Origin of the sequence: Vibrio taketomensis, assembly GCF_009938165.1 — a bacterium.
Classification (GTDB): domain Bacteria; phylum Pseudomonadota; class Gammaproteobacteria; order Enterobacterales; family Vibrionaceae; genus Vibrio; species Vibrio taketomensis.
In genome coordinates this window covers 1,100,428-1,125,895 of the sequence record NZ_AP019649.1, presented here as the reverse complement: position 1 = coordinate 1,125,895, position 25,468 = coordinate 1,100,428, and the positions used below count along the sequence as shown (strand labels likewise).

Genomic DNA, 25,468 nt, shown 5'->3' with positions numbered 1-25,468 from the left:
GCCTTTTTAATAAATTAAGCAGATTTCAGAATTACATGCCGCTACGTAGTGCTGCGATACGTTTATCTAGTGGTGGGTGGCTCATCAGTAGTTCTGTCATTGAACGTTTACCGTTAATACCAAACGCCATCATTGAACCTTCTAGTTGAGATTCATGACTCACCTTCAAGCGCTCAAGAGCTGCGATCATTTTCTCTTTACCAACAAGGCTCGCTGCGCCTGCATCAGCATGGAATTCACGGTGACGGCTGTACCACATAGTGATAAAGCTTGCTAAGAAGCCAAATACCAATTCCAACACCATTGATACACCGAAGTACACCATCATGTTGCTGCCACCTTCGCCTTCTTCATCATTATTTGACGAAACGATGTTTGCGATAAAGCGTGATAGGAAGATAACGAATGTGTTCACCACACCTTGCATCAGCGTCATCGTTACCATGTCACCATTCGCAATATGGCTGACTTCGTGTGCCAATACAGCTTCAGCTTCATCACGTGTCATGTTGTGTAGCAAACCTGTTGATACCGCCACCAGTGAATCATCGCGCTTAGCACCAGTTGCAAATGCGTTGATATCTGCAGAGTCGTAAATCGCGACTGTCGGTATACCAATACCTACTTGCTGAGACTGACGGCGAACGGTTTCTAACAACCAGTGCTCAGTTTCATTACGCGGGCTTTCAATCACCATGCCGCCAACAGAACGTAACGCCATGCCTTTAGACATCATCAAAGAGATGATTGAACCACCGAAACCAAACACTGCGGCCATAACTAGCAGACCAGATAAGCTGCCTGGTTGCATACCAGTAACAGCATAAACAATATTCAGAACAACACTTAGTACCAGTACGACTGCTAAGTTTGTTGCAAGGAATAACATGACTCGCTTCATTATTACTTTTCTCCGAACAGGAAGCTTATTATTCGTGGTACCTGACGATACCTTTATATAGATGCGAGCAGATTACTAGTCACATCATTTTCTAACCTCTAGGCTAGCATATAGATATAGCCGAATCACATGAAACACAATACTCAGAAGCAAATAGATACAATTGTTTTATGCTGATGGCTTTCAGGCATAACAAAGCGGCTATTTTTGAGGCATAAATTTAGACTTTGGTCGAATTGTGAGGCGAAAAAAAGCTGCTAGATTTAAATGGAGCTTTAAAACAACGTCGGAAAGGACTCACCATGGCTGAAATTAACAGTTATCAAATGGCTATTGATTTGCTTTGCTGTCATCTAGGCATCTCAGAAGACGAAGCCAAACAACAACTTGGCATTGCTTCTGACAACCAACTTCAACAGCGTGTAGCCGAAACTCAATCTGCATTAATGGGTTTAAGCAACGAGTAAAATGTTTATTCAGATTGATATAATAAGGGCGGCTCAATGAGCAGCCCTTTCTATTACATTCTATATAAAATTTTACTTCGCGACTAACGGCGTAACGTCAATGTATTTGGCGAGATCTTTACGCTTCACACTCGGTACGTAAGGGATTTCACCGATCTTTGGCGCAGCAATTTTTTGCTCTAGCATTTCGATGATTTCTGCGTAGTTCTCTGTACCCGGATTGATACGGTTAGCGACCCAACCTGCCAATTCCAAACCATCGGCTTTAATCGCATCAAGCGTCAATAGCGCATGGCTTAAACAACCAAGCTTGATACCTACGACCAGCACCACTGGTAACTGTTCACGTTGCACCCAGCTTGAAAGGCAATCTTCATCAGACACTGGCACGCGCCAGCCACCAGCACCTTCGACCAATACGATATCGGAATTCTGCTTGTGCTGAGCAAGCTTTTCACTCAACACATCATAGTCAATTACTATATTTTCGCGTTTCGCCGCAATATGAGGCGACGCAGGTAGCGCTAAAGCGTAAGGGTTTACGTCGTCATAATCCACATCAACTGTCGCTGCATTTTGTAAATACAACGCGTCTGAATTTCGCAAACCTTGCTCTGTCTCGTCGCTACCCGCTGCAACTGGCTTGTAGCCAATCGTCTTTAGTCCCTTCTCTGCAAGCGCATTGAGGATCGCTTTTGAAGCGACCGTCTTACCCACGTCGGTATCCGTACCAGCAATAAAAAATGCATCGATCATCGATCAATCTTCCCCAAACAAACTTGATATGTTGCAGGTACTAACCCTTGATGGTTGTACTCAATATTTTGGTACTCTCGCTCTAAACGCTTAAGAGATTGGCGACTCGTCAAACCATGCGCTCGACCCTCAACATGATTTGCACCAATTCCCTTTAAGTCTCGCATTAATGCTAATGCAGACGGGTACCATACTTTAATGGTCGGCAAGTCTAAGTGATGAACTTTGCTTTGAGCTTGCGCTAACGCAATTTTTACCTGATTGAGGGTAATAAAATCATTGACGTGTTGATATGTATCAATTTTCGACCAAGCGTGCTTTAGCTCACATAATGAACCGTCCAATAACGTCGAAAAGTAGATCCTTCCTCCATCACGAGTGACTCGCATCATTTCTCTCAAAGGAAAGGAGAGATCATCACACCATTGCAATGCCAAGCTTGATAAAACATGATCAAATTCACCCGTCGCAAAAGGGAGAGATTCAGCATCACCTTGGTAATATTCGATATTCTCGGTTCCACAACGCCGTTTAGCTTGCTCTAGCATCGCGCTAGATAAATCACAACACACGACATTTGCACCACGCTGCTGCAATAGTTGACTAAAAAAGCCTGTGCCACAGCCCAAATCTAATACTCGTTGGTGACTTAGGTCAGACGGTAACATTGCCATCAAACGCAGACCGACATCTCTTTGAAAGGCGGCATGGCGGTCATAGCTGCTCGCGGCTCGGCCAAATGCGTCGGCGATTGCCTGCTTGTTTGATACGTTAGTTGGATATAAATCAGCAGATACAACTTGGGTCATGATTAATCCTGAGTCAAAGAGTATATCGATTCCGCAAGCTGTTTGACTTGCTTAGTGGTGTGATTGGCGGTCAAAGTAATACGCAACCTTGCTTTACCCTGCGGCACTGTAGGTGGGCGAATGGCAGTTAACCACAGCCCTCTTTCTCGTAGGAGATGAGTTAACGCGACTGCCTGCGAGGCATCACCAATGAGATAAGGTTTAATTGGCGTATTGGTGTGAATATGCCCTGGGGCATCGGCCAAATGTTGATTAAAACAATCATTTAGTTCAGCTAACTTATCACGACGCCATTGCTGAGAAGCTATCATATCCACCGCACAACGCAGCGCATGGGCTTGTGCTGGAGGCATAGCAGTCGAATAAACATGATGACGTGCATATTGAGTGAGATAATTACCGGTCAATTCATCGCACAAAATCGCCGCTCCAGAAAGTCCAAATGCTTTACCAAATGTCACGACTAATAGTTGAGGTTTGATCCCCGCATGGTTGCAACTACCTCGTCCTTGTTGACCCAAAACACCAATACCATGGGCATCATCGACCGCCAGCCAAGCCTTACCTTGAGTCACTTGTGCGATTTCACGTAGTGGCGCTTGATCGCCATCCATACTAAATACGCCTTCGGTAACTACTAGGGTATTGCCATCAATTTGCTGCGTTAAATGTGCGATGTCGTTGTGACGAAAACGCTTCATTGTCGCATTACACATTTGGCCCGCTTCCATCAAAGAAGCGTGATTAAGTCTGTCTTGCAGTACTAGATCGTGTTTTTCTAATAGAGAAAACAGCATCGCTTGATTGGCAGAAAATCCGGATGAAAACAGAATGGCACGATCATACCCAAGCCAGTCGCATAAACGTTCTTCCAAAGCTTGATGCGCGTAGCTAAAACCAGTGACTAACGGCGAAGCGCTACTGCCACAACCATAAATATCAATCCCTTGTTGCCATGCCAGTGCCAAGTCTGGATCCGTGGCTAACCCCAAATAGTCATTGCTGGAAAAATTCACATAATGCTGATTTTCAAAACGTAATGACGTGGAATTGCCACCATCCAGCGTAGCGATCTTTCTCGCTAAACCTTGTTGCTCTCGCGATGCTATCGCATCAGCCATACGTTGATTAAACAGTGGCATCATAAAATAGATCGTCTTTACTCGGACGAGCAGCAACGCGCTCTACAACGCGGTCGAGCAATTCATTCTCTTCTATTTCATCGGGACGCTGAGAGACTTGTTGGCTGTTAATCCCAAGCTTGTTGAAAAGCAGCATGTCTTTATCTTCAGATGGATTCGGCGTTGTCAGAAGCTTACAGCCATAAAATATTGAGTTAGCGCCAGCCATAAAACAGAGCGCCTGCATCTGCTCATTCATGTTTTCACGCCCAGCAGACAAACGTACAGCTGAAGCAGGCATCATAATTCGCGCGATCGCAATAAGGCGAATAAAGTCAAAAGGTTCCACATCATCCACGTTCTCAAGTGGCGTACCTTTCACTTTAACCAGCATATTAATCGGCACACTTTCAGGGTGAATCGGCAAGTTAGCCAACTCCACCAATAAGCCAGCACGATCATTGGCACTTTCACCCATACCAATAATGCCACCAGAACAGATCTTCATACCTGCATCACGAACGTGGGATAAAGTATCTAGTCGATCTTGGTAGGTGCGAGTCGTAATTATATTGCCATAGAATTCAGGTGAAGTATCAAGGTTGTGGTTGTAATAATCTAAGCCAGCATCCGCCAGTTGATTGGCCTGTTCTGCCGTGAGCATGCCCAATGTCATGCAGGTTTCAAGACCTAATTCCTTTACGCCCTGAATCATCTTCGTTAAATGTGGCATGTCACGCTGCTTAGGGTTTTTCCAAGCGGCACCCATACAAAAACGAGTTGAACCTGCATTTTTTGCTTTGTTTGCGGCTTCTAATACACGTTCAACTTCCATCAAACGTTCTTTTTCGATATCCGTCGTGTAACGCGCGCTTTGCGGGCAATACTTGCAATCTTCAGGACAGGCGCCGGTTTTAATCGAAAGCAAGGTGCTGACCTGAACATAATTATGTTGCTGGTATTTTCTGTGCACCAATTGAGCTTCAAACAATAAATCCATAAAGGGCTTTTGCATAAGTTGATTAACTTCATCAACCGTCCAATTATGACGAACTTCCACCTGTCTTCCTTCTGTGTGATCTAGATAATGACTTGGAGCCAATCTTGCCTAGTGATTTGATTTGTGGTTGACAGTCTAAAGACAGGCGTTAAGCTGTCAACCACAAATAAATACAAAAGTTTACATCTGGTTATTTTTATACATTAGTGAGCTATCATGGATCTAGATTTCGATCGCCAACACATATGGCATCCTTACACTTCTACACTTAACCCCTTACCGTGTTACCCCGTTATCCGCGCTGATGGTGTGCATATCTATCTAGAAAGTGGTGAGGAACTGGTCGATGGCATGTCTTCTTGGTGGGCGGCGGTACACGGTTATAATCACCCAGCGCTCAATATCGCAGCTCATCAACAAGTGGAGCACTTTGCCCACGTGATGTTCGGTGGACTGACCCATGCACCTGCTATTGATCTGTGCAAAAAATTGATCAGCATGACATGCGATTCACTACAGCATGTTTTCCTTGCTGACTCTGGCTCAGTGGCAGTTGAAGTTAGCTTAAAAATGGCGATGCAATACTGGCATGCTAGAGGGGAAAAGCGCGCCAAGTTTTTAACCTTAAGGGACGGCTATCATGGCGATACTTTTGCTGCCATGTCTGTCACAGACCCTGATAACTCGATGCACTCCCTATACAAAGGCTTTTTGCCTCAGCATATTTTTTCCAACTCTCCCCAATCAGGTTTCTGGCAACCTTGGGATCCAAAAGATCTTGATGACTTTCATAGCAAACTCAAACAGCATCACCATGACATTGCCGCTGTGATCTTAGAACCGATCATTCAAGGTGCGGGCGGAATGCGCATCTATCACCCCGAATTTTTACGCGGCGTTCGCGAACTATGCGATCAATATGGGGTACTGCTGATTTTGGATGAAATCGCCACTGGTTTTGGCCGCACTGGTAAACTCTTTGCCTATCAACATGCCAATATTGAACCCGATATTTTGTGCCTAGGAAAAGCACTGACTGGCGGCTACATGACGCTATCTGCCACCCTTACCAGTTCTCATGTTGCCAATACGGTTTGTGGCGGTCAGGCGGGGTGTTTTATGCACGGGCCAACCTATATGGCGAACCCTTTAGCTTGCGCAGTGGCAACAGCGAGTATGGAACTGCTTGAAGCAAACCAATGGCAACAACAAACCCAACAGATCGAGCAATGCTTTGCGGATTTGCTTCCTCAATTGGCTGAACACCCAAGAGTCAATGAAATACGTTGGTTAGGTGCAATTGGCGTGGTTGAGGTGACGTCTGCGGTCAATATGGAAATCATTCAACAACACTTTGTTGAACAAGGCGTGTGGATTCGACCTTTTGGCAAACTCATTTATATGATGCCACCTTACATTAGCCAACCTAAACATATTGAAAACTAGTTAATGCCATTGAAACTGCGCTCAATAAGCCTGAGTGTTTCGTTGCTTAACCGCCAAACAATGAAATAGGACAACAAAAAAGGGTTAGCAATGCCAACCCTTTTTTGATCGTTCAACGTTAATGATTACTCTTGGTCAATCATCCAACGACGGAATTCTTTGCGCTCTTCTTTAGACGCTTTCAGGTACCAAGCTTTCAGCTGCTCAACGTTTTTCACATCCGCTGGTGCCGCTTTTACTGCTGGTTTGTTCTCTGCTTTTGCTACTGCAGCCGGAACAACAGCAACTTCTAACGCCGCAGGTGCATCGACTAGCTGGCCATCTTTAAAGTAAATACCGTTTTGCTTGTTATGTTCAGCAATTAGATTTTCCATGCCTGCATAAGGCATAAAACCGCTCTTACCTTTAAGTTGTGATTGTTCAAAAGCAATGTCTTTACCATCAACCACAATTTTCCAATTCGGTTTTGCTTTTGCAAACTCGATGTCGGCTTCTTGTTCGCTGTATACTTGAGGTGCAACGATATTGATCGCCTCACCTTGAGCATCAAAGCTTAATAAGTAAGGTTTAGATGTGTATACCTTGCCGCTATTGCCACTTCCTAGCTTGTCATCAAAACGCACTACAGCTTGAATAAATCCATCTTCTACCTGGTTTTTACCAATTTTTTCTTGAGCCGCTTGACCATTGATATAAAGAATAGAAACGCCATCTTGTGCAGTTAAAACCGCAGCTTGCAAAGGCAGGGCCAACGCACCAGCCAGCACAGCCAGTAAGTGTTTAATTTTCAAAGGTTTTCTCCTTGAATTAGCAAAGCATAATGTAAAAAGCCACCCGAAGGTGGCTTTAGTATATCTTATTCAGCAATCATTAGAATGATGCTTTAACACCGATAGCTACTGCTGTCGTGTTGTCACGGCCTTCAGTTTCGCCATCATTACCAGCAACTTCAGCGTAAACTGTAGTATTTGGTGCTAGGTTGTAACCAGTGTTTACGAACCAGCTGTTAAGGTCTTTAGCAGAATCTTGGCTAGCGTGTGAGTATGCAGTTGCGAAAGTCCACTTACCTAGGTAGTAATCAGCACCTACAGTAACAACATCAGAGTCTTTTGTGTTGTCGTGATCGTTCTTAGTCGCGTAGTAACCAAGACCTAGACGTACATTTTCGATACCAGAGTAATCAGCTTCGAAACCGTATGCTTTGTCGTCGCCTGCTGCTTTATCTTCAAAGTTTAGCGCTGCGAAGAATGCAGATAGATCAAGACCAGCTACACGGTAACCAAAACGACCGTCGTAGTAGTTGAAATCACGACCGTCAACTTTAATTAGTTCACCGTTATCAACGTTAGTGAATAGATCGTTGTGACCTAGTTTGTCTTGAATAAAGCCAAGAGTTGTGTAGAAAGAACCGTTGTCGTAGTCGTAACGGATTGCTTCGTCAGCACATGTAACGTCGTTTGCACCAGCTGTGTAAAGTTTGTTTACGTCAAATTGGTAATCAGTAGTGATGCCACCTAGGTCATCGACTGCAGTACATAGACGACCGAATTTGATTGAACCGTAAGTTTTTGAGTAAAGAGCAACGTAAACGTCACCGCTACGAGTTACTTCAGCGTTGTTGCTTTCTGAACCGTCAAATGCCCAGTAGCCGCCAAATTGTAGGTCGTCATTTAGAGCGTAACGAACGTCGAAACCGAAGTCAGCGTCTTCGATTTGTTGGCTCATTGAGCTATCAGAGAAAGAGTTTTGGTAAGTAACTTCGATGTCGCCGTGAATGTCAACAGTTACGCCGTCTTGGTTGTATAGTTCGATAGCTTGAGCAGAAGTTGCTGCTGCAAGAATCGAAAGAGCTACTAGAGTCTTTTCATAGTTAATCCACTGCCTTTTCTTAGATTAGGGAATTCCATATCCGGTTCCCTTTTATATTTTTTAGCGCCGTCAGCCTTGGCATAACAACGCTGTTTTCAAATTTCGACGCTAGAGTGCAGAAGAATCCGAAACCTGTCAAATCTTATAAAAATCAAGATAAAAACATCAAATCCATAAATATCATATAGTTACAGTAATAAAACTCATTTTTGCGACTAACTTCTAATCTGGGAGATGCCCAGCATAACCGGTCAAGGAAATGCACCTCACAAGCATTAAATCCATACAAGGTATAAAAACACCCACTACGCAAAACATAAAACCATTAACCAAACCCAAAGCAGAATCTTATACTGTCTGTTTGTAGCAATTTACGAGTTTTGAATAGTTCATTATTTTTTTGTGAAGCTGATCGACAATTTTTTCACTCACGTTTAATTTCGTGAACTACGTAACAGTCCTGGAAGTGTGTTAGACTCACCGTCCGTAAGTAAGGCGCTGATATGACCAACAATAAAATCCAACAATCGATTCGAAAAAGTTACCAAAACCTACAAGCTCAGCTGGATAACTTTGTACCGCGCAGAGCACAAAACTATCTTGTTGCAGAAATAACCAAAACATTGTGTGGTGAATATCACGCCAAAAATCGCATCATTGTTGCAGAAGCTGGCACTGGTATCGGTAAATCGCTTTCTTACTTAATGGCGACCATTCCCGTTGCAGTATTGAACCAACGTAAGGTAGTGATATCGACAGCAACGGTTGCGCTGCAAGAGCAGCTCATTAATAAAGATTTACCTTTATTTAGACGCATTACCGACCTCAGTTTTTCTTTTTTGCTCGCAAAAGGGCGTCAACGTTACTGCTGTGCAGAAAAGTTGGCAGTGGCTTGTGGTACAGAAGCGGAAGGACAACAAACAGCCCTGTTTGAAACAAAGCCTAAGCGCAAAGACATTGAGCTATTAGAAACTATGTATCGCTCACTCTCTCAAGGTAAATGGGATGGTGACCGAGACTCATGGCCTAAAACCATCCCTGATGAAATTTGGCAACTGATCGCAAGTGATAAGCATAGCTGCAACAACAGCATGCCAGCACACCGTGGCTGTCCATTCCAAAAAGCGCGCGCCGAACTCGATAAAGCCGATGTAATTATCGCTAACCACAGCCTAGTAATGGCGGATGCGGATTTGGGTGGCGGCGTAATTTTACCTGAACCAGAGAACACAATTTACGTGTTTGATGAAGCGCACCATTTACCACACGTAGCGCGAGATCACTCAGCGGCAGCGGCAAGCCTCAAAGGGGCGGCAACTTGGCTTGAAAGACTCAACCAATCGATGACCAAATATGCGAGCATGGCGGATGAAAAGCGTGTCGGGCGTTTTAGAAACGAGTTACAGAACTCGGTTCAGCAGTTAATCCCTTCATTGACTCAACTCGCCTCTCGATTTGACCCCGCGCATTTCAGCGAAAACATCTATCGCTTTGAACATGGTGAACTGCCAGATTGGTTGAGCGAAGAATCTAAAGAGCTTAAACAGCTCTCGCAAAAAGGCGCGCAAGCAACGGCTAAAATCGCCGATTTAATCGCGGAAAGAGTCAAAGATGGTGAGCTTGCAGCTCGCCTCGCAGAGCCTGTCCTTGCTGAGTTGGGTTTCTATATTCAACGTATGGATAACTTAGCGCAAGTTTGGCAACTTATGGCTGAGCCACAACGAGACAAGGGCGCGCCTCTTGCTCGCTGGTTAGAAGTGAGTCCAGAACGCGAAGGGGACTTTATTGTCAACGTGTCCCCTTTAGAAGTTGGTTGGCAGCTCGATCAGCAGCTTTGGAGCCGCTGCTTAGGTGCAGTATTGGTGTCTGCGACGCTGCGTGCCCTAAACTCATTCAGCTTTTTCTGCCGTCAATCAGGCGTCAGTGATCGAGCAGAAGATGGCACGCGCTTTTTAGCCCTCGCCTCACCTTTTGATTATCAAAATCAGGCTGAGCTACGCATCCCTAAAATGAAATATGAACCGCAAGCCAAAGAATTTACGGAATATCTTATTGAAATTCTGCCTAATCAAATCAAAGACAAACAGGCTAATTTAGTTTTATTCTCTTCTTATTGGCAAATGAATCAGGTCGCGGAAGCGTTAGAGTCAAAGTTCATCAAAAATGGCTGGGCACTGCAAATTCAAGGTAAAGAATCACGCGGTGAAATTCTAAAAAAACATAAAACCTTAGTGCAATGCGGTAAAACCAGTATCCTTTTTGGCACCGGAAGTTTCTCTGAAGGTCTTGATTTACCAGGTGAATTACTAGAAAACCTAGTCATTACTAAAATTCCTTTTGGAGTGCCAACTTCACCAGTTGAACAAGCTCACGCCGAATATGTTGAGCACAAAGGCGGCAATGCATTTATGCAGATCACGGTTCCAGAAGCGAGTAAAAAATTGATTCAGTCAGTCGGCCGACTACTTCGAAAAGAACGTGATTGTGGTACCGTTACTATTCTTGATCGACGACTAGTAACAAAACGATACGGCACAGCGTTACTTGATTCATTACCGCCTTTTAAACGAGTTATTGAATAAAGACTATAAGAAGAATAATTAATGGAAATGTTTGAGCCGACCATGCTGTTGGTGTTGGCGTTAGTCGCTTTTATTGCTGGATTTATCGATGCCGTTGCCGGTGGCGGCGGTATGCTCACCGTGCCAGCCCTACTCTCTTTAGGGTTACCGCCTCATATGGCGTTAGGAACCAATAAGCTGGCGGCGACGTTCGCATCATCAACAGCAGCATTCACTTATTATCGCAAACGTTTATTCCGTCCTCGAAGTTGGAAGCGAGCCTTTATCACCACTTTTATTGGTGCGATTCTTGGCACGCTTTTCGTTGACTGGATCAGTAACGAATGGTTAGAAAAAGCACTACCTCTCGTCATTCTCATCGCTGCAATCTACTCTGTCTGGCACAAAACTCCAAAAAACAGCGGCAATGAAACTCCACCACCGTGCCCTATTTTCCATAAAAAACAAATTATTCAAGGATCGTTGCTTGGCTTCTATGATGGTGTCGCGGGACCGGGCACCGGCGCTTTTTGGACTGTGAGCACCATGGCGCTTTATCGCCTCAATATTCTGATTGCCTCCGGCGTGGCAAAGGCAATGAATTTCACTAGTAATTTCACCTCGCTCATTACCTTTGCCATCTTAGGCCATATTGATTGGCTTTTAGGTTTAACCATGGGAATATGCCTTATGGCAGGCGCTTTTGTTGGTGCGCACTCAGCAATTCGCTTTGGTGCTAACTTTATTCGCCCCATTTTCGTTACCGTGGTGAGTATTCTCGCGGTGAAATTGGCTTACGATGCGTGGTTTGTCGCAGTATGACTCAACTAAAACAACTTATCTCTACACTTGATCAGTTGGCAATTCAAGCTGCTGATATCGATAGACGCCGAGGTGAGCAACCTCAAGCTCTGTTTGATGACCGCTTATTTCATGGTAGCGCTAAGCTACTAGTTCCTTGCGTTAAAGAAACAAAGAGCACACTCGAAACCTTAATTCGAGAACAAGAGACGGACAAGTTAACCACGCTGCGAGCGGAATACCTAAGTGAGCGATTATTTGCCCAAATGAGCGCGATTCAACGAGAGTTAGCCACTCAAGCGATACGCAAAAAAGCGCCTCAACACCATAGTTTCTATCAAAAACCAATCAATGTTCTCTACCAAGAGTTAGCGCAACACCAAGATTGGGAACGCAGATTGATGGAAATGGTGATCGATAAACAAAACGCGCTTAACTCCGCTCCGCCGTTTGCTCAACAACAAGCGCAGCAAGCACTGTTAGTCACCGAGCAACGATTAGAGCGCTGTCGCGCAGCGAAGATAAAACTGGAAAACCAGATCACCTATCGAGAGAGAAATCAGTAATATGTCCACACCCAAGAGCAGTCTTGAGCAAGCGCCTGATGAAATAAAACTGGCTGTTGATCTGATCTACTTACTTGAGAGCAGCGAAGTAGACCCACACATTGCCTTGGCCGCGCTTAAAATCGTACAAAACGATCTAGAAGCGAAGCTAAAAAACCAATAACGCCATCGCCAATTGACCATATAAGGATGAGAAATGAAGGTTATTTCATTTAATATCAATGGCCTTAGAGCCCGTCTTCATCAATTACAAGCCATTATCGACAAGCATCAACCCGATGTGATTGGGCTACAAGAGATCAAAGTACATGATGAAGCTTTTCCAATCGAAGATGTGGAAGCTATGGGTTATAAAGTTTATTTCCATGGTCAAAAAGCCCATTACGGTGTCGCGATGCTATGTAAACAAGAGCCAATCGCGATTCAAAAAGGCTTTCCAAGCGATAATGAAGATCATCAAAAGCGCATGATTATGGCGACCTTCGAGAATAGCGAAGGTGAAAAAATCACGATTCTTAACGGTTACTTCCCGCAAGGCGACAACATTAACCACGAAACCAAATTCCCATACAAGCGTCAGTTTTACACCGACCTCATGGGTTATTTGAATCAGTACCACACCAATAGTGAAAACATCATTGTGATGGGTGACATCAATATCAGCCCGATTGATCTCGACATTGGTATCGGTGAAGCAAACCGTAAACGTTGGTTGAAAACTGGTAAATGTTCATTCCAACCAGAAGAGCGCCAATGGCTGCAAACTCTACTTAATTGGGGCATGGTAGATACCTTCCGTACACTACATCCACAAGTAGAAGATAAGTACTCATGGTTTGATTACCGCTCGCGTGGCTTTGATGATAACCGTGGTCTGCGAATTGATGTAATCCTGGCCACGCCAAGCCTTGCTGCAAAGTGCGTTGAATCAGACATCGATTACGAGCTACGCGGTATCGACAAACCTTCTGATCACGCACCTATTTGGTCAACGTTTAGCTTCTAAGCAAATTAGTGCCTAGCTTTCTAGGCGCTACATGCAAAGCCTTCAGACAATAAAAAAGCCACCTGATTACCATTGTAATATCAGGTGGCTTTTGAATTTTTAGCCTACTTAGCATTAAGTGGGCAATCAATAGGCTTATTCGATAGTGATAAAGCCCGCATCTACCGCTGGATTCACATCCGCTTCGTAGTCTACGCCTTCAACACCAAAACCAAATAGCTTCAAGAACTCTTCTTTGTACTCAACGTAGTCAGTCAGTTCTTTTAGGTTTTCAGTCGTGATTTGTGGCCATAGCTCACGGCAGTGTTGCTGAATGTCTTCACGCAGTTCCCAGTCATCTAGACGTAGACGGTTTTGCTCGTCCACTTCAGGCGCACTGCCATCTTCTTTGTATAGACGTTGGCTAAACATGCGGAAGATTTGCTCCATACAACCTTCGTGTACGCCTTCTTCACGCATTTTCTTAAATACCATTGCAATGTACAAAGGCATTACTGGAATTGCTGAACTTGCTTGAGTCACTACTGACTTAAGAACAGCTACGTTCGCCGTACCGCCAGTTGCAGACAGTTTTGCATTTAGTGCAGCAGCAGCGCGGTCTAGGTCCATCTTCGCTTTACCTAGCGCACCATCCCAGTAGATTGGCCAAGTTAGCTCAGTACCGATGTAGCTGTATGCAACGGTTTTACAACCGTCGGCAAGTACACCTGCTTCAGCAAGTGCATTGATCCAAAGTTCCCAATCTTCACCGCCCATAACAGTAACAGTATCGTTGATCTCTTGTTCTGTTGCAGGCTCAACACTTGCTTCGATAATCACGTCTTTATTAGTGTCTACCGCAGTTGAAGTGTAAGTTTGGCCGATTGGTTTTAGCGCAGAACGAATCACTTCGCCTGTTTCTGGCATTTTACGTACTGGCGATGCCAATGAGTAAACCACCATATCAACCTGACCAAGGTCTTGTTTGATCAGATCGATTGCTTGTTGTTTTGCTTGGTTAGAGAAAGCATCACCGTTTAGGCTTTTTGCATACAGACCTGCTTCGCCCGCAAGCTTGTCAAAAGCTGCTGCGTTGTAGAAACCAGCTGTACCCGGCTTTTTCTCTGAACCTTCTTTTTCAAAGAACACACCAATCGTTGATGCGCCGCCACCAAATGCTGCAGCGATACGAGAAGATAGACCGTAGCCACTTGAAGAACCAATCACAAGTACACGCTTAGGTGCATTTTTGATTGGACCTTGCGCTTTAGTGTAAGCAATTTGTTCTTTTACGTTAGCTTCACAACCCACTGGGTGTGTTGTGGTACAGATAAATCCACGAATTCTAGGTTTGATGATCATATTCAACTTCCTTTAAAAATCTTCGCTAGGATAAAAGGTTCGTCGGGAAATCGCATCTAATTTCTGAAAAATTGCAGTGAAAATGCAAGTGGTTGGAGCACTTTCAAACAAATTCCATCCATTTTATTGCCAAAAATACACAAAAGGCACCCGAAGGTGCCTTTCACTCTGTTTTCGCTACGTACTAAGCAACACTATTGAGCTTAGGTTTGCTCTGCTTCGCTTTTTTGGCCTTTGGCTCTGGATTAAGAGGTGGTGTTCTTACCTCTGAGAAATCATGGCTAAAGTGGTCAACTTGAATCGCATGGTAACGCAGTTTATCTGCTGCCAACACTTGCTCAATCTCTTTATCCGTTAACACACCCGCTTGTTTCGCCTGCTCCAATCGCTCGCTTAATAAACCTTTACGTGCCACCTTACCTTGTTTAGCGGCCTCCATGAGTTTGCGCTCAATGCCTTGTACGTCATACATGGCAATAAAGGCATTTTCCATCAAGCCAATATTGTCATCCTCACGCTCACCGATGTAGCACAAATGAGTGAGACGATCTCGGTGTGCACCCGGAATCATTAGGCTTTGCGCTAATTTCACCGACAGTTCATCACTTGGTTTATGGAAATGATTCCCAAATGGGAATACCAACACCTTCATCAAGCGTCCTATTGCCGCTTGCGGATAGTTAATAAACGCTTGCTGAAGTGATTGCGCAGCATGATACAAACAGTGTTGAACAGCATAATGCACATAGTTCAAATCTTCTTGCTGACGGCCATCGTCTTCATATTTTTTCAATGTCGCTGACGCCATATACAAATACGCTAGCACATCACCCAAACGTGCCGAAATCATCTCTTTACGTTTCAGTTCGCCGCCTAACGTCAACATCGCGAAGTCTGCGCTCACCGCAAGCGCTCGACTCATGCGTGTAATGTCGCGGTAGTATCGTTTGGTTGGGCCACTCATTTTGGCAGAAATAAACTGAGAACCCGTTAACGCCGCGCCAAATGCTCCAAGGGTATTTTTGGTTGCATGTGCGATATGTTTGAACAGTAACTTATCAAATTCTCGTGCTGCTTCTTCTTGATCAGGGTTTGCCGCTACTTCCATTTCTTTGAGTACATATGGATGACAACGCGTTGCACCTTGACCGAAGATCATTAGATTACGCGTCAGGATGTTCGCGCCTTCCACCGTAATTGCCACCGGAATACCAATGTAGTGCTTAGCCAAATAATTCATTGGGCCATCTTGGATTGCTCGGCCTGCATGAATATCCATAGAGTCATTCAAAATGGTGCGCGCCATTTCTGTCATGTGATATTTAGCAATCGCAGTAACAATCCCCGGTTTTTCATTCATATCCAAAGAGGTTGTGGTCAGCGTACGTGTCGCTTCAAGTAAGTAGGTATAGCCACCAATTCGACCCAAGGCCTCTGCTACCCCTTCAAACTTACCGATCGACATGCCAAATTGTTTGCGTACATAGGCGTAAGCGCCGGTTGTACGCGCCGTTAAGTGGCCAATTGCCGTGCCGAGTGCCGGCAGTGAAATACCTCGTCCTGCGGATAAACATTCCACCAGCATACGCCAGCCTTTACCTGCATATTCTTGGCCGCCGATAAGCCAATCCATAGGAATGAACACGTCTTTACCGCGAGTCGGACCATTCATAAAGGCTGAACCCAGTGGATCGTGACGCTCACCAATCTCAACGCCTTCATGATCAGCAGGGATCAGCGCACAGCTAATACCAATATCGGTTTTATCGCCAAGCAACCCGTCTGGATCTTTCATCTTAAACGCTAAACCAAGTACCGTCGCGACAGGGGCTAACGTGATGTAACGCTTATTCCATGAAACACGAATACCAAGTACTTCCTCACCTTGATATTGCCCCATGCAAACCACGCCTTCATCAGGAATACCGCCGGCATCGGAACCCGCTTCTGGGCCGGTCAGTGCAAAACAAGGAATATCGGTTCCATCGGCTAGGCGCGGCAACCAGTAATCTTTTTGTTCTTGAGTACCATAATGAGATAACAACTCACCTGGACCAAGCGAGTTAGGCACCATAACGGTAACAGCAGCACTGATACTCTTCGTTGCGATGCGCGATACGATGGTTGAGTTCGCAAGAGCTGAGAACTCTCTACCACCATAATGCTTAGAAATGATCAAAGAGAAGAAGCGCTCTTTACGTAGGTATTGCCACACTTCCTCTGGCAAGTCTCGATCGTGCTTATTGATGGTTTGATCATCGAGCATCGAAAGTAGCGTCTCCAACTCGTTATCCATAAAGGATTGCTCTTCAGCATTTAGAGTCGGCTTAGGGTATTGGTGCAACGTGGTAAAATCTGGCTTACCTGAGAACAGCTCACCATCCCACCACACACTGCCCGCTTCCATCGCTTCTTTCTCAGTATCAGACAGCGGTGGAAGTACTTGTTTAAACAATTTAAAAGCTGGATCGCTGATCCATTTTCTTCGTAAAGAGCTCATAACCAGTTCCTTTTGTTCACGTTTCTATACGTATTTGCGTACTTATAAATAGTTATTATTTTTGATGGTTACTCTGCTGATACACCAGCAGCAAGATAGGGAATCAATTGGTCTAATACATCTTGGGCATCGACTTTTTGCCCATAATCGTTGTGGGCAATTTCAGCCAGAGCTTTACTGGATGCCATGGTGAAGACACAAGTACCGAGTGTGAAATGCAAACGCCAAAAGACTTCTTCACGGCTGAGGTTAGGATTGGCTTTCAGTACCGAATCGACAAACAGCGTCAGCGATTCTTGGTAACGCGTCGTGATAAACCAACGTAAGTGGCCTTGAACATCGGTATATCCTCGCCCGATTAACAACATAAAACGGCTGGTTCCATTAGGACGAACATGATTCAGCGCCATCAAAGGACCGCGTAACGCTTCAAACACGTGCTTCATCGAAAACGTTTCATTGCAGTTGAGAGTGATCAAAGCATCGGATACGGCAGGCATTAGCGCCTCTAGATAGCGATTAAGCACAGCTCTCACTAACGTTTTTTTGTCACCAAAATGATAGTTCACTGAAGCCAAGTTCACCCCGGCTTTACTGGTAATCGTGCGCAAAGAGGTGTCATTGAAACCATGCTCTGCAAACAAGGATTCTGCGACATCTAAAATCTTATCTTTTGTCTTCAGCTTTGCAGTCATTTTAATCGTCTGTATTAAACACCTGTTTGAAAATATACAGGCACAAAACATCATTAACAACCAATTAACATCACATTTTGAGCAAGTTCTGACCTCAGAGAGAACCAAGCTCTCCTAATTAGCTGATAATTAAAAATAAATAAAAAAAGTGATTTTTGGGAACTGTTCGACGATCGGTGGGTCTGAATAAGTGTAAGAGGATATGACGAGTTTACAGGCCGCAAACTCTCTCCCTTACTGACAGTATTTATTTACACTGCTTTTTCCTAATTAACTCCTAAATTAGTTTGTATCAGCCCAGCGCACACTTGCACTGGGCTTTTTTTATTCTCTTTCGAGCAAAAAAACGGCGCGATTAAGCGCCGTCTATATTGTTCTGTTTTAATGGTGATGAGCAGCTGATTGTGAAGAAAACACCCAGCGGCGACTCAAGCAATAATTCACCAACATACCCGCGACAATACCCAGAAGCAGTGCCAGATATGGAACCCATTCCTGATCATCGAATAACCATAACACGCTCTGAAACATAGCGAAGTTAGGTATCGCAGCAAAACATGCCACCAGCATAAATTTACCCCATTGTACGAGCGAAGATACTCCACCGTTAACGACATCCATGAATGTAAAACAACGATTGCCAAACCAAGTCACACTCGCCGCGATCACAAAAGAGATTGCACGCGCCCACAGTAAAGGAAAACCAAATAACTCAACGCAAAGCGCAAATACCAACGCGTCAGCAATAAATCCAACCCCACCGACAACACAGAACCGAATAAAAGGTCGCTGCAACAAGTTCAACAAAACCTTCATCGCTAACTCGAAGGAGTGCAGCGATACAGAATACGCTTGCTTTTAGCGGTATATTCCACAACACAATTCAGAGCTTGTTCGTGCACTAGCTGTTGCACGTCATGCTTCTTGCCAATCAACTGAAAACCAGGCATCGCTTGTAGTTGCACCGATGGATCCCACTTAAGTGCTTTACCGTGACTATAAAACTGCCCCGAGAACGGACGGTCACCAACATAAAACGTCGGTATCGCAGAACTCACTTTCGCAAAGATCATCTTGTCGCTCTTCTTGTCATCAACGCCAAAGTTGATCACTACTACGGCAACGATTAACAATACTGGCATTAAACCGGCTGTGATTTTAAACCACTTAGGATCGTGCTTAACGTCTGCCAGCAACATCGCCACGAGCATACCCAAAGCCGGAATACCCGGTAACACGTACGCTGGCAAAATATTTCCAGACAGGGTGAACAGCAGCAATGGTGACAACATCCAACACAATAAAAAGCTCACTAAAGGAAAATGTTTAGCTTCACGTAGCATGAATAGGCGACGCTTCTTCCACAGCAACACCGGCAGAACCACTGACCATGGTGCGGCGGCATATAACCAAAACAGCCAAATCGTGCCACGCGGTTCATCATGTGCAGAGCCGTATAGATCCCCTTCCCAGCCACTGACTAAGAATCGTTTAAAATGCTCACCCACAATGAAGTAATCAATAAACCCGGGCGTTGCGCGCTCAGCTAAAACATACCAAGGCACCGCAATGAGCAGCATTAATGCGGCGCCCGATAACAGCGGAATACGTTGCCATAGTGTAACCAACGCACCTTTAACACCGTGTTGTAATACTAACCATGGCACAATCGCGATACCCATCAATACAATCACTAATGGTCCTTTAGCCAGCAATCCTATCGCCAATCCAACAAAGCCCACATAGCCCCAACGCTTACTCCCTTGCCAACATTGATAGAAACCAACCATGGCAAGGCTGAGACCAAAGGTCAGCGCCATATCGGTCATCACCGCTCCCGCAGCAACAGCAAAAATCGCACATGTGGCTAACACGACTGTCGTGACTAACCCACTCACGTATTGTTTGCGTGCAAAATGCGCCATCAATGCCAGTACAGCAATGCCTGCCAACCAATGAGGAAAACGCACGGCAAATTCATTAATGCCAAATGCTTCAATCCCGGTGGCACTCATCCACGTAAAAAGTGGTGGTTTCCCCCAAAACGGCACACCATAATCAAACTGCGGAGTGAGCCAGTTTCCGGTTTCGATCATTAAGCGCGCCATTTCGCCATACCGTGCTTCTGTCGTATCCATCAGCGGATACGCACCAAGAGAAATCAATCGAACCAGCAATACCGTGCCTAAGATCGCCCACAAATGAACTCGGTTAAAACTCATGCGCGTTTCTCCATAGGTTCAAACACCATCACAGCCGGCTTCTCTTTTACCGAGCGCACCAAAAACAGCGGGCGCTGTTTCGATTCAATAAAAATACGTCCGATGTACTCACCCAAAATGCCTATAGAAAGCAATTGAATACCGCCAATTGCCAGTTGCGCTACCATCAACGATGGATAGCCCGACACATCACTGCCCCACAATAATGTTTGCGTGACAATCACCATACCATAGAAAAATGCACCTAAAGCGATAAGGCTACCGAACAAGGTGGCCAATCGAAGAGGACGAATAGAAAATGATGTAATGCCATCAACAGCTAGGCCAAATAACTTAAAGTAGTTCCATTTTGTCTCACCACAAAAACGAGGGTCGCGATCAAATTGCATGGTGTACTGAGAAAAACCAGGCCAAGAAAAAATCCCTTTCATATAGCGATTACGCTCTGGCATTTGGTTGATATGATTAACCACTCGGCGGCTCAACAAGCGAAAGTCGCCAACATTTTCCGGAATAGAAGCTTTGGCTAAACTATTGAGTAAACGATAAAAAGCAGCCGCTGAACGACGCTTTAACCAAGTTTCACCGTGACGCTCTTTGCGTTGCATATTGACCACGTCATAACCTTCGCGCCACTTTGCCAACATTTGAGGTATTAATTCAGGTGGATCTTGCAAATCTGCATCAATAAGAATCACCGCCTCACCACGGCTGTACTCAAGGCCTGCACTCATCGCCGACTCTTTGCCAAAGTTACGGCTTAACGAAACACTACGCACAATGCTGCTGGTTGATTGAAAATGCTCAACGAGCTGTAGACTGTCATCATTGCTACCATCATCGACATAAATAATTTCACACCGCTCCGGGATCTGATCCAACGTCGCAGTAAGACGAGCATGCAACGCAGGAAGCACTGCAGACTCATTAAAATAAGGAACGATAACCGAGAGAGTAATCGCCGATTCAAAACGTTTTTGAGTAATAGATATTAAATCCATACAACCGCCATAATGTTTAACTTCAACGTTAGAGGACAAAGTGGGAACTTTGAGATGTTCTGCGGCTAATCTACGGGGGAAGGTGTGAAAAGAATGTTATTGACGTTTTTTTCACGCTATTGTTGATTCAATATGGCCATATAAGACAATCAGAAGACCTATGAACAAAATATTACTTGTTGAAGATAACCGTGAAGTCGCAGGAATCTTATTCGATTACTTCGAGAGCTTAGAAATGGAACTGGATTACGCAGACAATGGCGAATTGGGATTACAACTGGCGCTAAACGGTAACTTTGACATGATCATTCTCGACCTGATGTTGCCACGTATGGATGGATTAACCGTATGCAATAAACTCCGTGACGCAGGTAATACTACACCAGTACTGATGCTTACTGCCTTAGATAGTCGAGATGACATGCTGACAGGCTTTCAACATGGTGCCGACGACTACTTAACTAAACCATTTGATCTTGAAATCCTCGAAGCTCGCATGAATGCTTTGATTAAACGTTATCGAGGAAAAATTGCGCCAACTCAGCTTATTTTTGGCCCTGTCACCATCAACCAAAAAACACGCAAGGCTTATCGAGAAGAAAAACTTCTGGCACTCAATCCGACAACCTACACTATCCTAGAAATGCTGTGTGCTCGAGCTCCAGAAATCGTCACTCGCCAAGAGATCTCAGAAAAACTATGGGATGAGAGCGAACCCAACAACGACGTGCTACGCAGCCATATCTACCAATTGCGAAACCAGCTCGATAAACCATTTGAAAAACCGCTGCTGGTGACTATTCCGAAAATTGGCTTTCGTTTAGAGATGAGTGAATAATGCAACTGTTAGGCAGCACCAAATCTTTAACCAATCGATTGGCGATATTCTTTATCGGTATGTCACTTCTCATTGGTTTGATCAGCTTTAGTGTTTTTTCTTTGGCCATTCATTGGTCGGAAGATCGCATGGGTGAGCGTCGAATTTTACTCGATCGCGACATCGCGATTCAGCGATTTACTGCCGGTGAAAATGGCGAAATCCAAATCGACATGCTCACTGATGCCTACAATGATATGTCACTGGTGCCTGAAGACTACCGCCAATACTTAATGTTACACGAAGACTACTTAGGTGAAGTGGAGCTTGAGGAGAGTAATCAAAGCGAAATTTCGCGCATGATATACAAAGGCACTTACACCAAAAATGGGCAGAGTTACGATATCGTCCTGATGTCAAAAATCGATAATGTCGAGTTTGATTTAGACGAGATCGTTTATTCTAGCCTTATAGTGGTTTTGATCGTCTCAACGTTGATGTTCATTTTTGGTACCGTTTTATATCGACTCTCAATTCGCTTGATCGAGCCTCTCAATAATATCGCGGATCAATTGCAAAACCATTCTGGTAACGCTGAAAACGCATTTAGCATCTCTTCAGAAGCAGCGGAAGAATTTCAGATCCTGACCGAACGCCTCAACCAATATCGCTCAGATCTCAACTTAGCGCTGAAACGAGAACAAGCCTTTGCTCGTTATGCCAGCCATGAACTGCGCACACCACTGACAGTGGTTAAAGGCGCGAACAAGTTGCTGGCTAAACGTCAGCAGGAGCCGTTCAATCAACGCCAAATTGACCGCATTGATACCGCCACAACACAAATGATTACGATGGTTGATGCGCTATTGAGTATCGTCAGATATGAGAGAAATGTTGACGATGCTCCGCTGAGAGAAATCGAACTCACCGAATTTGAAACCATCGTCGCAGACAACTCAAACCAAGCCAAAGACAAAGCGATTGAGATTACGTTGAGTTATACCTCTGCACCAATCTTACGCGCTTCCCAACCGGTACTGAATATGGTGGTTGGCAACCTTATTCGCAATGCGATTGCAGCAACCCCGCAGGGCGAAATCACGATAGAAGTGGATCAACATCAAATCCGTATTATTGATGATGGTCCGGGGCTAAGTGACAACCCAAGTACACAAGGCCACGGATTGGGGCTGTTAATTGTTGAAGATCTCTGCCATCGCTATCATTGGCAGTTTAGTTTGAAAAATCATGCACCACGCGGATGCATGGCAAGCATCACTTTTCAATAACACTCAAGGTCCCCTTCCGTTATGATTGGGACCTAGTTGTTTTATCACTGCAGATTAAGAATGAAACTCGCCGACACGCCCGTCACCCAGCACCAATTTAGCAATATTCCTTTTTACCTAAAGCGAGACGATCAGCTACACCCGCAGTTCTCGGGGAATAAGGCGCGTAAGTTTATGGCGTTGTTAGAAGATGACTTTCCGGCAGTAACAACATTGATTGGTTACGGCAGTGCTCAAGCCAACTCCTTGTATTCCATGGCGGCACTCGCACACCTCAAAGGTTGGCAATTAGAGTTTTACGTTGATCGTATTCCTCAATGGCTGAAGGAGACACCAACCGGCAACTACCGCGCAGCATTAGCCCTAGGTGCACAAGTGATTCCTGTTGCCGAGAGCAACTCGCATCCAGTTGACTACATTGAACAAATTCGTCAACCGGATGAACACTGTTTATTTGTACCGGAAGGAGGACGCTGCGAACTGGCGGAATATGGTGTTACGCAACTTGCCAATGAAATTGCTGAGTGGATTTTAACTCAGCCAAAACAAAAATGGGCCATTGCGTTGCCCTCAGGAACGGGGACTACCGCACTCTTTCTTCATAAGGCACTCAAACATCATGATCAACTTAATGAGCATGCGATTGAGGTGATTACGTGTGCCTGCGTAGGTGGCAGTGCTTATCTGCGTCTACAATTTAAACAGCTAGGTGAAACAGACCACCCAACCATTATCGAACCGGCGAGCAAACATCATTTTGGCAAGCTCTACCTGCAAGATTATCGAATTTGGCAGCAACTACAGCAACAAACTGGCGTAGAATTTGAATTACTTTATGACCCAATGATGTGGCAGTGTCTACTCGATTGGTATCCCAATAATCGAGATAAAACCTTGCTCTATATTCACCAAGGTGGATTACTAGGCAATGAGAGTATGTTGCCACGCTACCAACGCAAATTTGGAGAGTCAGTATGAAACAATGTTTATTTGTCTTATTGAGCTTGGGATTGAGTGTTATTGCGAGTGTCAGTGTCGCGAGCGAGAAAAGTTATTCAACGCCCAACCGCACCGCCGTTATCGTCGATGGCGATAACACAAACCAACGACTCTGCTACTACCAAGGACAAGCCTACTCCGAAGGCTCACTGCTTGAGGTTGGCGGCTTTCTATTGCGTTGTGAGAACGCAACTGACTTTGAAACCAATGGTCGTCTAAAGTGGCAAAGCTACTCGCCTGAAGAGTCACGCAAAACGAATCGTTAAGCGCTCAACTCTCTCCCTTGAGCACTGATACGCCAAGTCATACCGAAGATAACTAGCACCTTTGGGTGACTTAGGTATATGATGACTGAAAACCCATCCACTGCGACCATCATGCCAAATACTCTCAACAATCTTATCCCTGTTGGGGTGAGATTTATGCTGCTTTCCGCCTTGGGTTTTGCCCTTATGTCTGCTTGCGTCAAATACGTGAGCCAATACGGCATTCCGGTGTTTGAAATTGTCGCCGCACGCGCGTTAGTTTCTCTTATCCTTAGCTATCTTGATGTAAAGCGTAAAGGTATCTCGATTTGGGGCAATAATCGAAAACTTCTGCTATTGCGAGGTGCTGTTGGTACCGTAGCGCTAATGTGCGTCTACCATGCTGTGGTTCATTTGCCACTTGCAGAAGCAACAATCCTTCAATACTGTCACCCAATTTTTACCGCTCTACTGGGTCTGCTGTTTCTTAAAGAGCGTATTCAACGCTCAACTGCATTATGTATTTTTCTATGCTTAGTCGGCGTAGGGTTAATGGTTCAACCTAATTTATCCCACGTGAACAATGCTCCTGAACTTCCATTATTCTGGGTTATGGTTGCCCTGCTAGGCGCATTTGCCAGTTCAATTGCTTATGTGGTAGTTCGCAAGCTCAGTCGCACCGAGGACAGTTCGGTGATCATTTTCTATTTTCCTTTGGTCGCACTACCCATCTCGACCTTTTTAATGTGGGATGAGTTTGTTTTACCCAATCCATCCTTAATTGCGATGTTAGTGTTGGTTGGCGTCTTTACTCAAATTGGCCAATTTGGTCTAACCAAAGCAATGCAAACACAGGCTGCTGGCACGGCTTCGGCGTATTCTTACGTGCAAATCATCTTCTCTACTTTAATTGGTATTGTGATATTTAGTGAGATTCCTTCGATGTGGACTTATATGGGCGGCGCAATGATTATGTTTGGTGCGCTGGTTAATGTCTTTGGTAAAAAGCTTTTACCCCAAAGAGAGGCGTAAAACCTAACGCACCTGTTTTGCATA

24 protein-coding genes and 1 pseudogene are annotated in these 25,468 nt (G+C 44.8%); 12 read left to right on the top strand and 13 right to left on the bottom strand.

Features of this window, described 5'->3' with window-relative positions; translation table 11 throughout:
* Nucleotides 1–31 precede the first annotated feature (31 nt).
* Complete coding sequence (gene htpX / locus Vt282_RS05215) at nucleotides 32–901, bottom strand: protease HtpX (protein WP_162062745.1); 870 nt, start codon at nucleotides 899–901, stop codon at nucleotides 32–34.
* Nucleotides 902–1,203: 302 nt separating this feature from the next.
* Here htpX and Vt282_RS19900 point away from each other — a divergent pair, with 302 nt between their 5' ends.
* Nucleotides 1,204–1,368 (top strand): hypothetical protein, encoded by a 165-nt coding sequence (locus Vt282_RS19900; protein ID WP_167515600.1) that lies wholly within the window; start codon nucleotides 1,204–1,206, stop codon nucleotides 1,366–1,368.
* A gap of 72 nt (nucleotides 1,369–1,440) precedes the next feature.
* On the opposite strand, the gene bioD is transcribed toward Vt282_RS19900, so the two are convergent.
* Genes bioD through bioB form a run of 4 tightly spaced genes read right to left on the bottom strand, consistent with a single transcriptional unit; the run spans nucleotide 1,441 to nucleotide 5,114 of the window.
* Nucleotides 1,441–2,124 (bottom strand): dethiobiotin synthase, encoded by a 684-nt coding sequence (bioD, locus tag Vt282_RS05210; protein WP_162046636.1) that lies wholly within the window; start codon nucleotides 2,122–2,124, stop codon nucleotides 1,441–1,443.
* A complete protein-coding gene (gene bioC / locus Vt282_RS05205) occupies nucleotides 2,121–2,933 on the bottom strand; it encodes a malonyl-ACP O-methyltransferase BioC (RefSeq protein WP_162062744.1) in 813 nt (270 codons plus the stop codon). Before bioC ends, bioD begins: the two co-directional genes overlap by 4 nt.
* 2 nt (nucleotides 2,934–2,935) lie before the next feature.
* Complete coding sequence (bioF, locus tag Vt282_RS05200) at nucleotides 2,936–4,075, bottom strand: 8-amino-7-oxononanoate synthase (RefSeq protein ID WP_162063684.1); 1,140 nt, start codon at nucleotides 4,073–4,075, stop codon at nucleotides 2,936–2,938.
* Complete coding sequence (gene bioB / locus Vt282_RS05195; RefSeq protein ID WP_162046638.1) at nucleotides 4,062–5,114, bottom strand: biotin synthase BioB; 1,053 nt, start codon at nucleotides 5,112–5,114, stop codon at nucleotides 4,062–4,064. The genes bioF and bioB overlap by 14 nt, the downstream gene beginning before the upstream one ends.
* A 156-nt stretch (nucleotides 5,115–5,270) precedes the next feature.
* On the opposite strand from bioB, the pseudogene bioA reads away from it, so the two are divergent.
* Nucleotides 5,271–6,550, top strand: a pseudogene (bioA, locus tag Vt282_RS05190) (adenosylmethionine--8-amino-7-oxononanoate transaminase).
* A 75-nt stretch (nucleotides 6,551–6,625) separates the two neighbouring features.
* Here the strand turns inward: bioA and Vt282_RS05185 are convergent.
* Both Vt282_RS05185 and Vt282_RS05180 read right to left on the bottom strand, forming a co-directional pair.
* Nucleotides 6,626–7,291: a DUF2057 family protein gene (locus Vt282_RS05185; protein WP_162046640.1), complete on the bottom strand. Its 666-nt coding sequence runs from the start codon at nucleotides 7,289–7,291 to the stop codon at nucleotides 6,626–6,628.
* Nucleotides 7,292–7,370: 79 nt separating this feature from the next.
* Entirely contained in the window at nucleotides 7,371–8,375 is a 1,005-nt protein-coding gene (locus Vt282_RS05180) for a porin (RefSeq protein WP_162063683.1), read from the bottom strand.
* 497 nt (nucleotides 8,376–8,872) lie between these two features.
* Here Vt282_RS05180 and dinG point away from each other — a divergent pair, with 497 nt between their 5' ends.
* Genes dinG through xthA form a run of 5 tightly spaced genes read left to right on the top strand, consistent with a single transcriptional unit; the run spans nucleotide 8,873 to nucleotide 13,303 of the window.
* On the top strand, nucleotides 8,873–10,951 hold the full coding sequence (dinG, locus tag Vt282_RS05175; RefSeq protein WP_162062743.1) for an ATP-dependent DNA helicase DinG: 2,079 nt from the start codon (nucleotides 8,873–8,875) through the stop codon (nucleotides 10,949–10,951).
* A 21-nt stretch (nucleotides 10,952–10,972) separates the two neighbouring features.
* On the top strand, nucleotides 10,973–11,752 hold the full coding sequence (locus tag Vt282_RS05170; RefSeq protein ID WP_162062742.1) for a sulfite exporter TauE/SafE family protein: 780 nt from the start codon (nucleotides 10,973–10,975) through the stop codon (nucleotides 11,750–11,752).
* Complete coding sequence (locus tag Vt282_RS05165; RefSeq protein ID WP_162062741.1) at nucleotides 11,749–12,297, top strand: primosomal replication protein; 549 nt, start codon at nucleotides 11,749–11,751, stop codon at nucleotides 12,295–12,297. The genes Vt282_RS05170 and Vt282_RS05165 overlap by 4 nt, the downstream gene beginning before the upstream one ends.
* A gap of 1 nt (nucleotide 12,298) precedes the next feature.
* Nucleotides 12,299–12,460, top strand: coding sequence for a pleiotropic regulatory protein RsmS (rsmS, locus tag Vt282_RS05160; protein WP_162062740.1), 162 nt, complete (start codon nucleotides 12,299–12,301; stop codon nucleotides 12,458–12,460).
* A gap of 33 nt (nucleotides 12,461–12,493) precedes the next feature.
* Nucleotides 12,494–13,303 (top strand): exodeoxyribonuclease III, encoded by an 810-nt coding sequence (gene xthA, locus Vt282_RS05155; RefSeq protein WP_162062739.1) that lies wholly within the window; start codon nucleotides 12,494–12,496, stop codon nucleotides 13,301–13,303.
* Nucleotides 13,304–13,438: 135 nt separating this feature from the next.
* Here xthA and fabV read toward each other — a convergent pair whose 3' ends face one another.
* From fabV to Vt282_RS05125, 6 genes are all read right to left on the bottom strand, one after another.
* Nucleotides 13,439–14,644, bottom strand: coding sequence for an enoyl-ACP reductase FabV (gene fabV, locus Vt282_RS05150; RefSeq protein WP_162062738.1), 1,206 nt, complete (start codon nucleotides 14,642–14,644; stop codon nucleotides 13,439–13,441).
* 184 nt (nucleotides 14,645–14,828) lie between these two features.
* Nucleotides 14,829–17,144 (bottom strand): acyl-CoA dehydrogenase, encoded by a 2,316-nt coding sequence (locus Vt282_RS05145; RefSeq protein WP_162062737.1) that lies wholly within the window; start codon nucleotides 17,142–17,144, stop codon nucleotides 14,829–14,831.
* A 68-nt stretch (nucleotides 17,145–17,212) separates the two neighbouring features.
* On the bottom strand, nucleotides 17,213–17,839 hold the full coding sequence (psrA, locus tag Vt282_RS05140; RefSeq protein ID WP_162062736.1) for a TetR family transcriptional repressor PsrA: 627 nt from the start codon (nucleotides 17,837–17,839) through the stop codon (nucleotides 17,213–17,215).
* Nucleotides 17,840–18,220: 381 nt separating this feature from the next.
* Nucleotides 18,221–18,655, bottom strand: a complete 435-nt coding sequence (locus Vt282_RS05135; protein ID WP_162062735.1) for a GtrA family protein — start codon at nucleotides 18,653–18,655, stop codon at nucleotides 18,221–18,223.
* A 2-nt stretch (nucleotides 18,656–18,657) separates the two neighbouring features.
* Entirely contained in the window at nucleotides 18,658–20,061 is a 1,404-nt protein-coding gene (locus tag Vt282_RS05130; RefSeq protein ID WP_162062734.1) for an ArnT family glycosyltransferase, read from the bottom strand.
* A complete protein-coding gene (locus Vt282_RS05125) occupies nucleotides 20,058–21,062 on the bottom strand; it encodes a glycosyltransferase family 2 protein (protein ID WP_162062733.1) in 1,005 nt (334 codons plus the stop codon). Before Vt282_RS05125 ends, Vt282_RS05130 begins: the two co-directional genes overlap by 4 nt.
* 160 nt (nucleotides 21,063–21,222) lie before the next feature.
* On the opposite strand from Vt282_RS05125, the gene Vt282_RS05120 reads away from it, so the two are divergent.
* The 5 genes from Vt282_RS05120 to Vt282_RS05100 all read left to right on the top strand — a co-directional run bounded on the left by Vt282_RS05120 (nucleotide 21,223) and on the right by Vt282_RS05100 (nucleotide 25,444).
* The gene (locus Vt282_RS05120) at nucleotides 21,223–21,900 is read left to right on the top strand and encodes a response regulator transcription factor (RefSeq protein ID WP_162046651.1); all 678 of its coding nucleotides are present in this window, start codon (nucleotides 21,223–21,225) and stop codon (nucleotides 21,898–21,900) included.
* A complete protein-coding gene (locus Vt282_RS05115) occupies nucleotides 21,900–23,168 on the top strand; it encodes a sensor histidine kinase (protein ID WP_162062732.1) in 1,269 nt (422 codons plus the stop codon). Before Vt282_RS05120 ends, Vt282_RS05115 begins: the two co-directional genes overlap by 1 nt.
* Nucleotides 23,169–23,228: 60 nt before the next feature.
* Nucleotides 23,229–24,146, top strand: coding sequence for a pyridoxal-phosphate dependent enzyme (locus Vt282_RS05110; protein ID WP_162062731.1), 918 nt, complete (start codon nucleotides 23,229–23,231; stop codon nucleotides 24,144–24,146).
* Nucleotides 24,143–24,433 (top strand): DUF1496 domain-containing protein, encoded by a 291-nt coding sequence (locus Vt282_RS05105; protein WP_162062730.1) that lies wholly within the window; start codon nucleotides 24,143–24,145, stop codon nucleotides 24,431–24,433. Before Vt282_RS05110 ends, Vt282_RS05105 begins: the two co-directional genes overlap by 4 nt.
* A gap of 111 nt (nucleotides 24,434–24,544) precedes the next feature.
* On the top strand, nucleotides 24,545–25,444 hold the full coding sequence (locus Vt282_RS05100; protein WP_174855833.1) for a DMT family transporter: 900 nt from the start codon (nucleotides 24,545–24,547) through the stop codon (nucleotides 25,442–25,444).
* Nucleotides 25,445–25,468 lie beyond the last annotated feature (24 nt).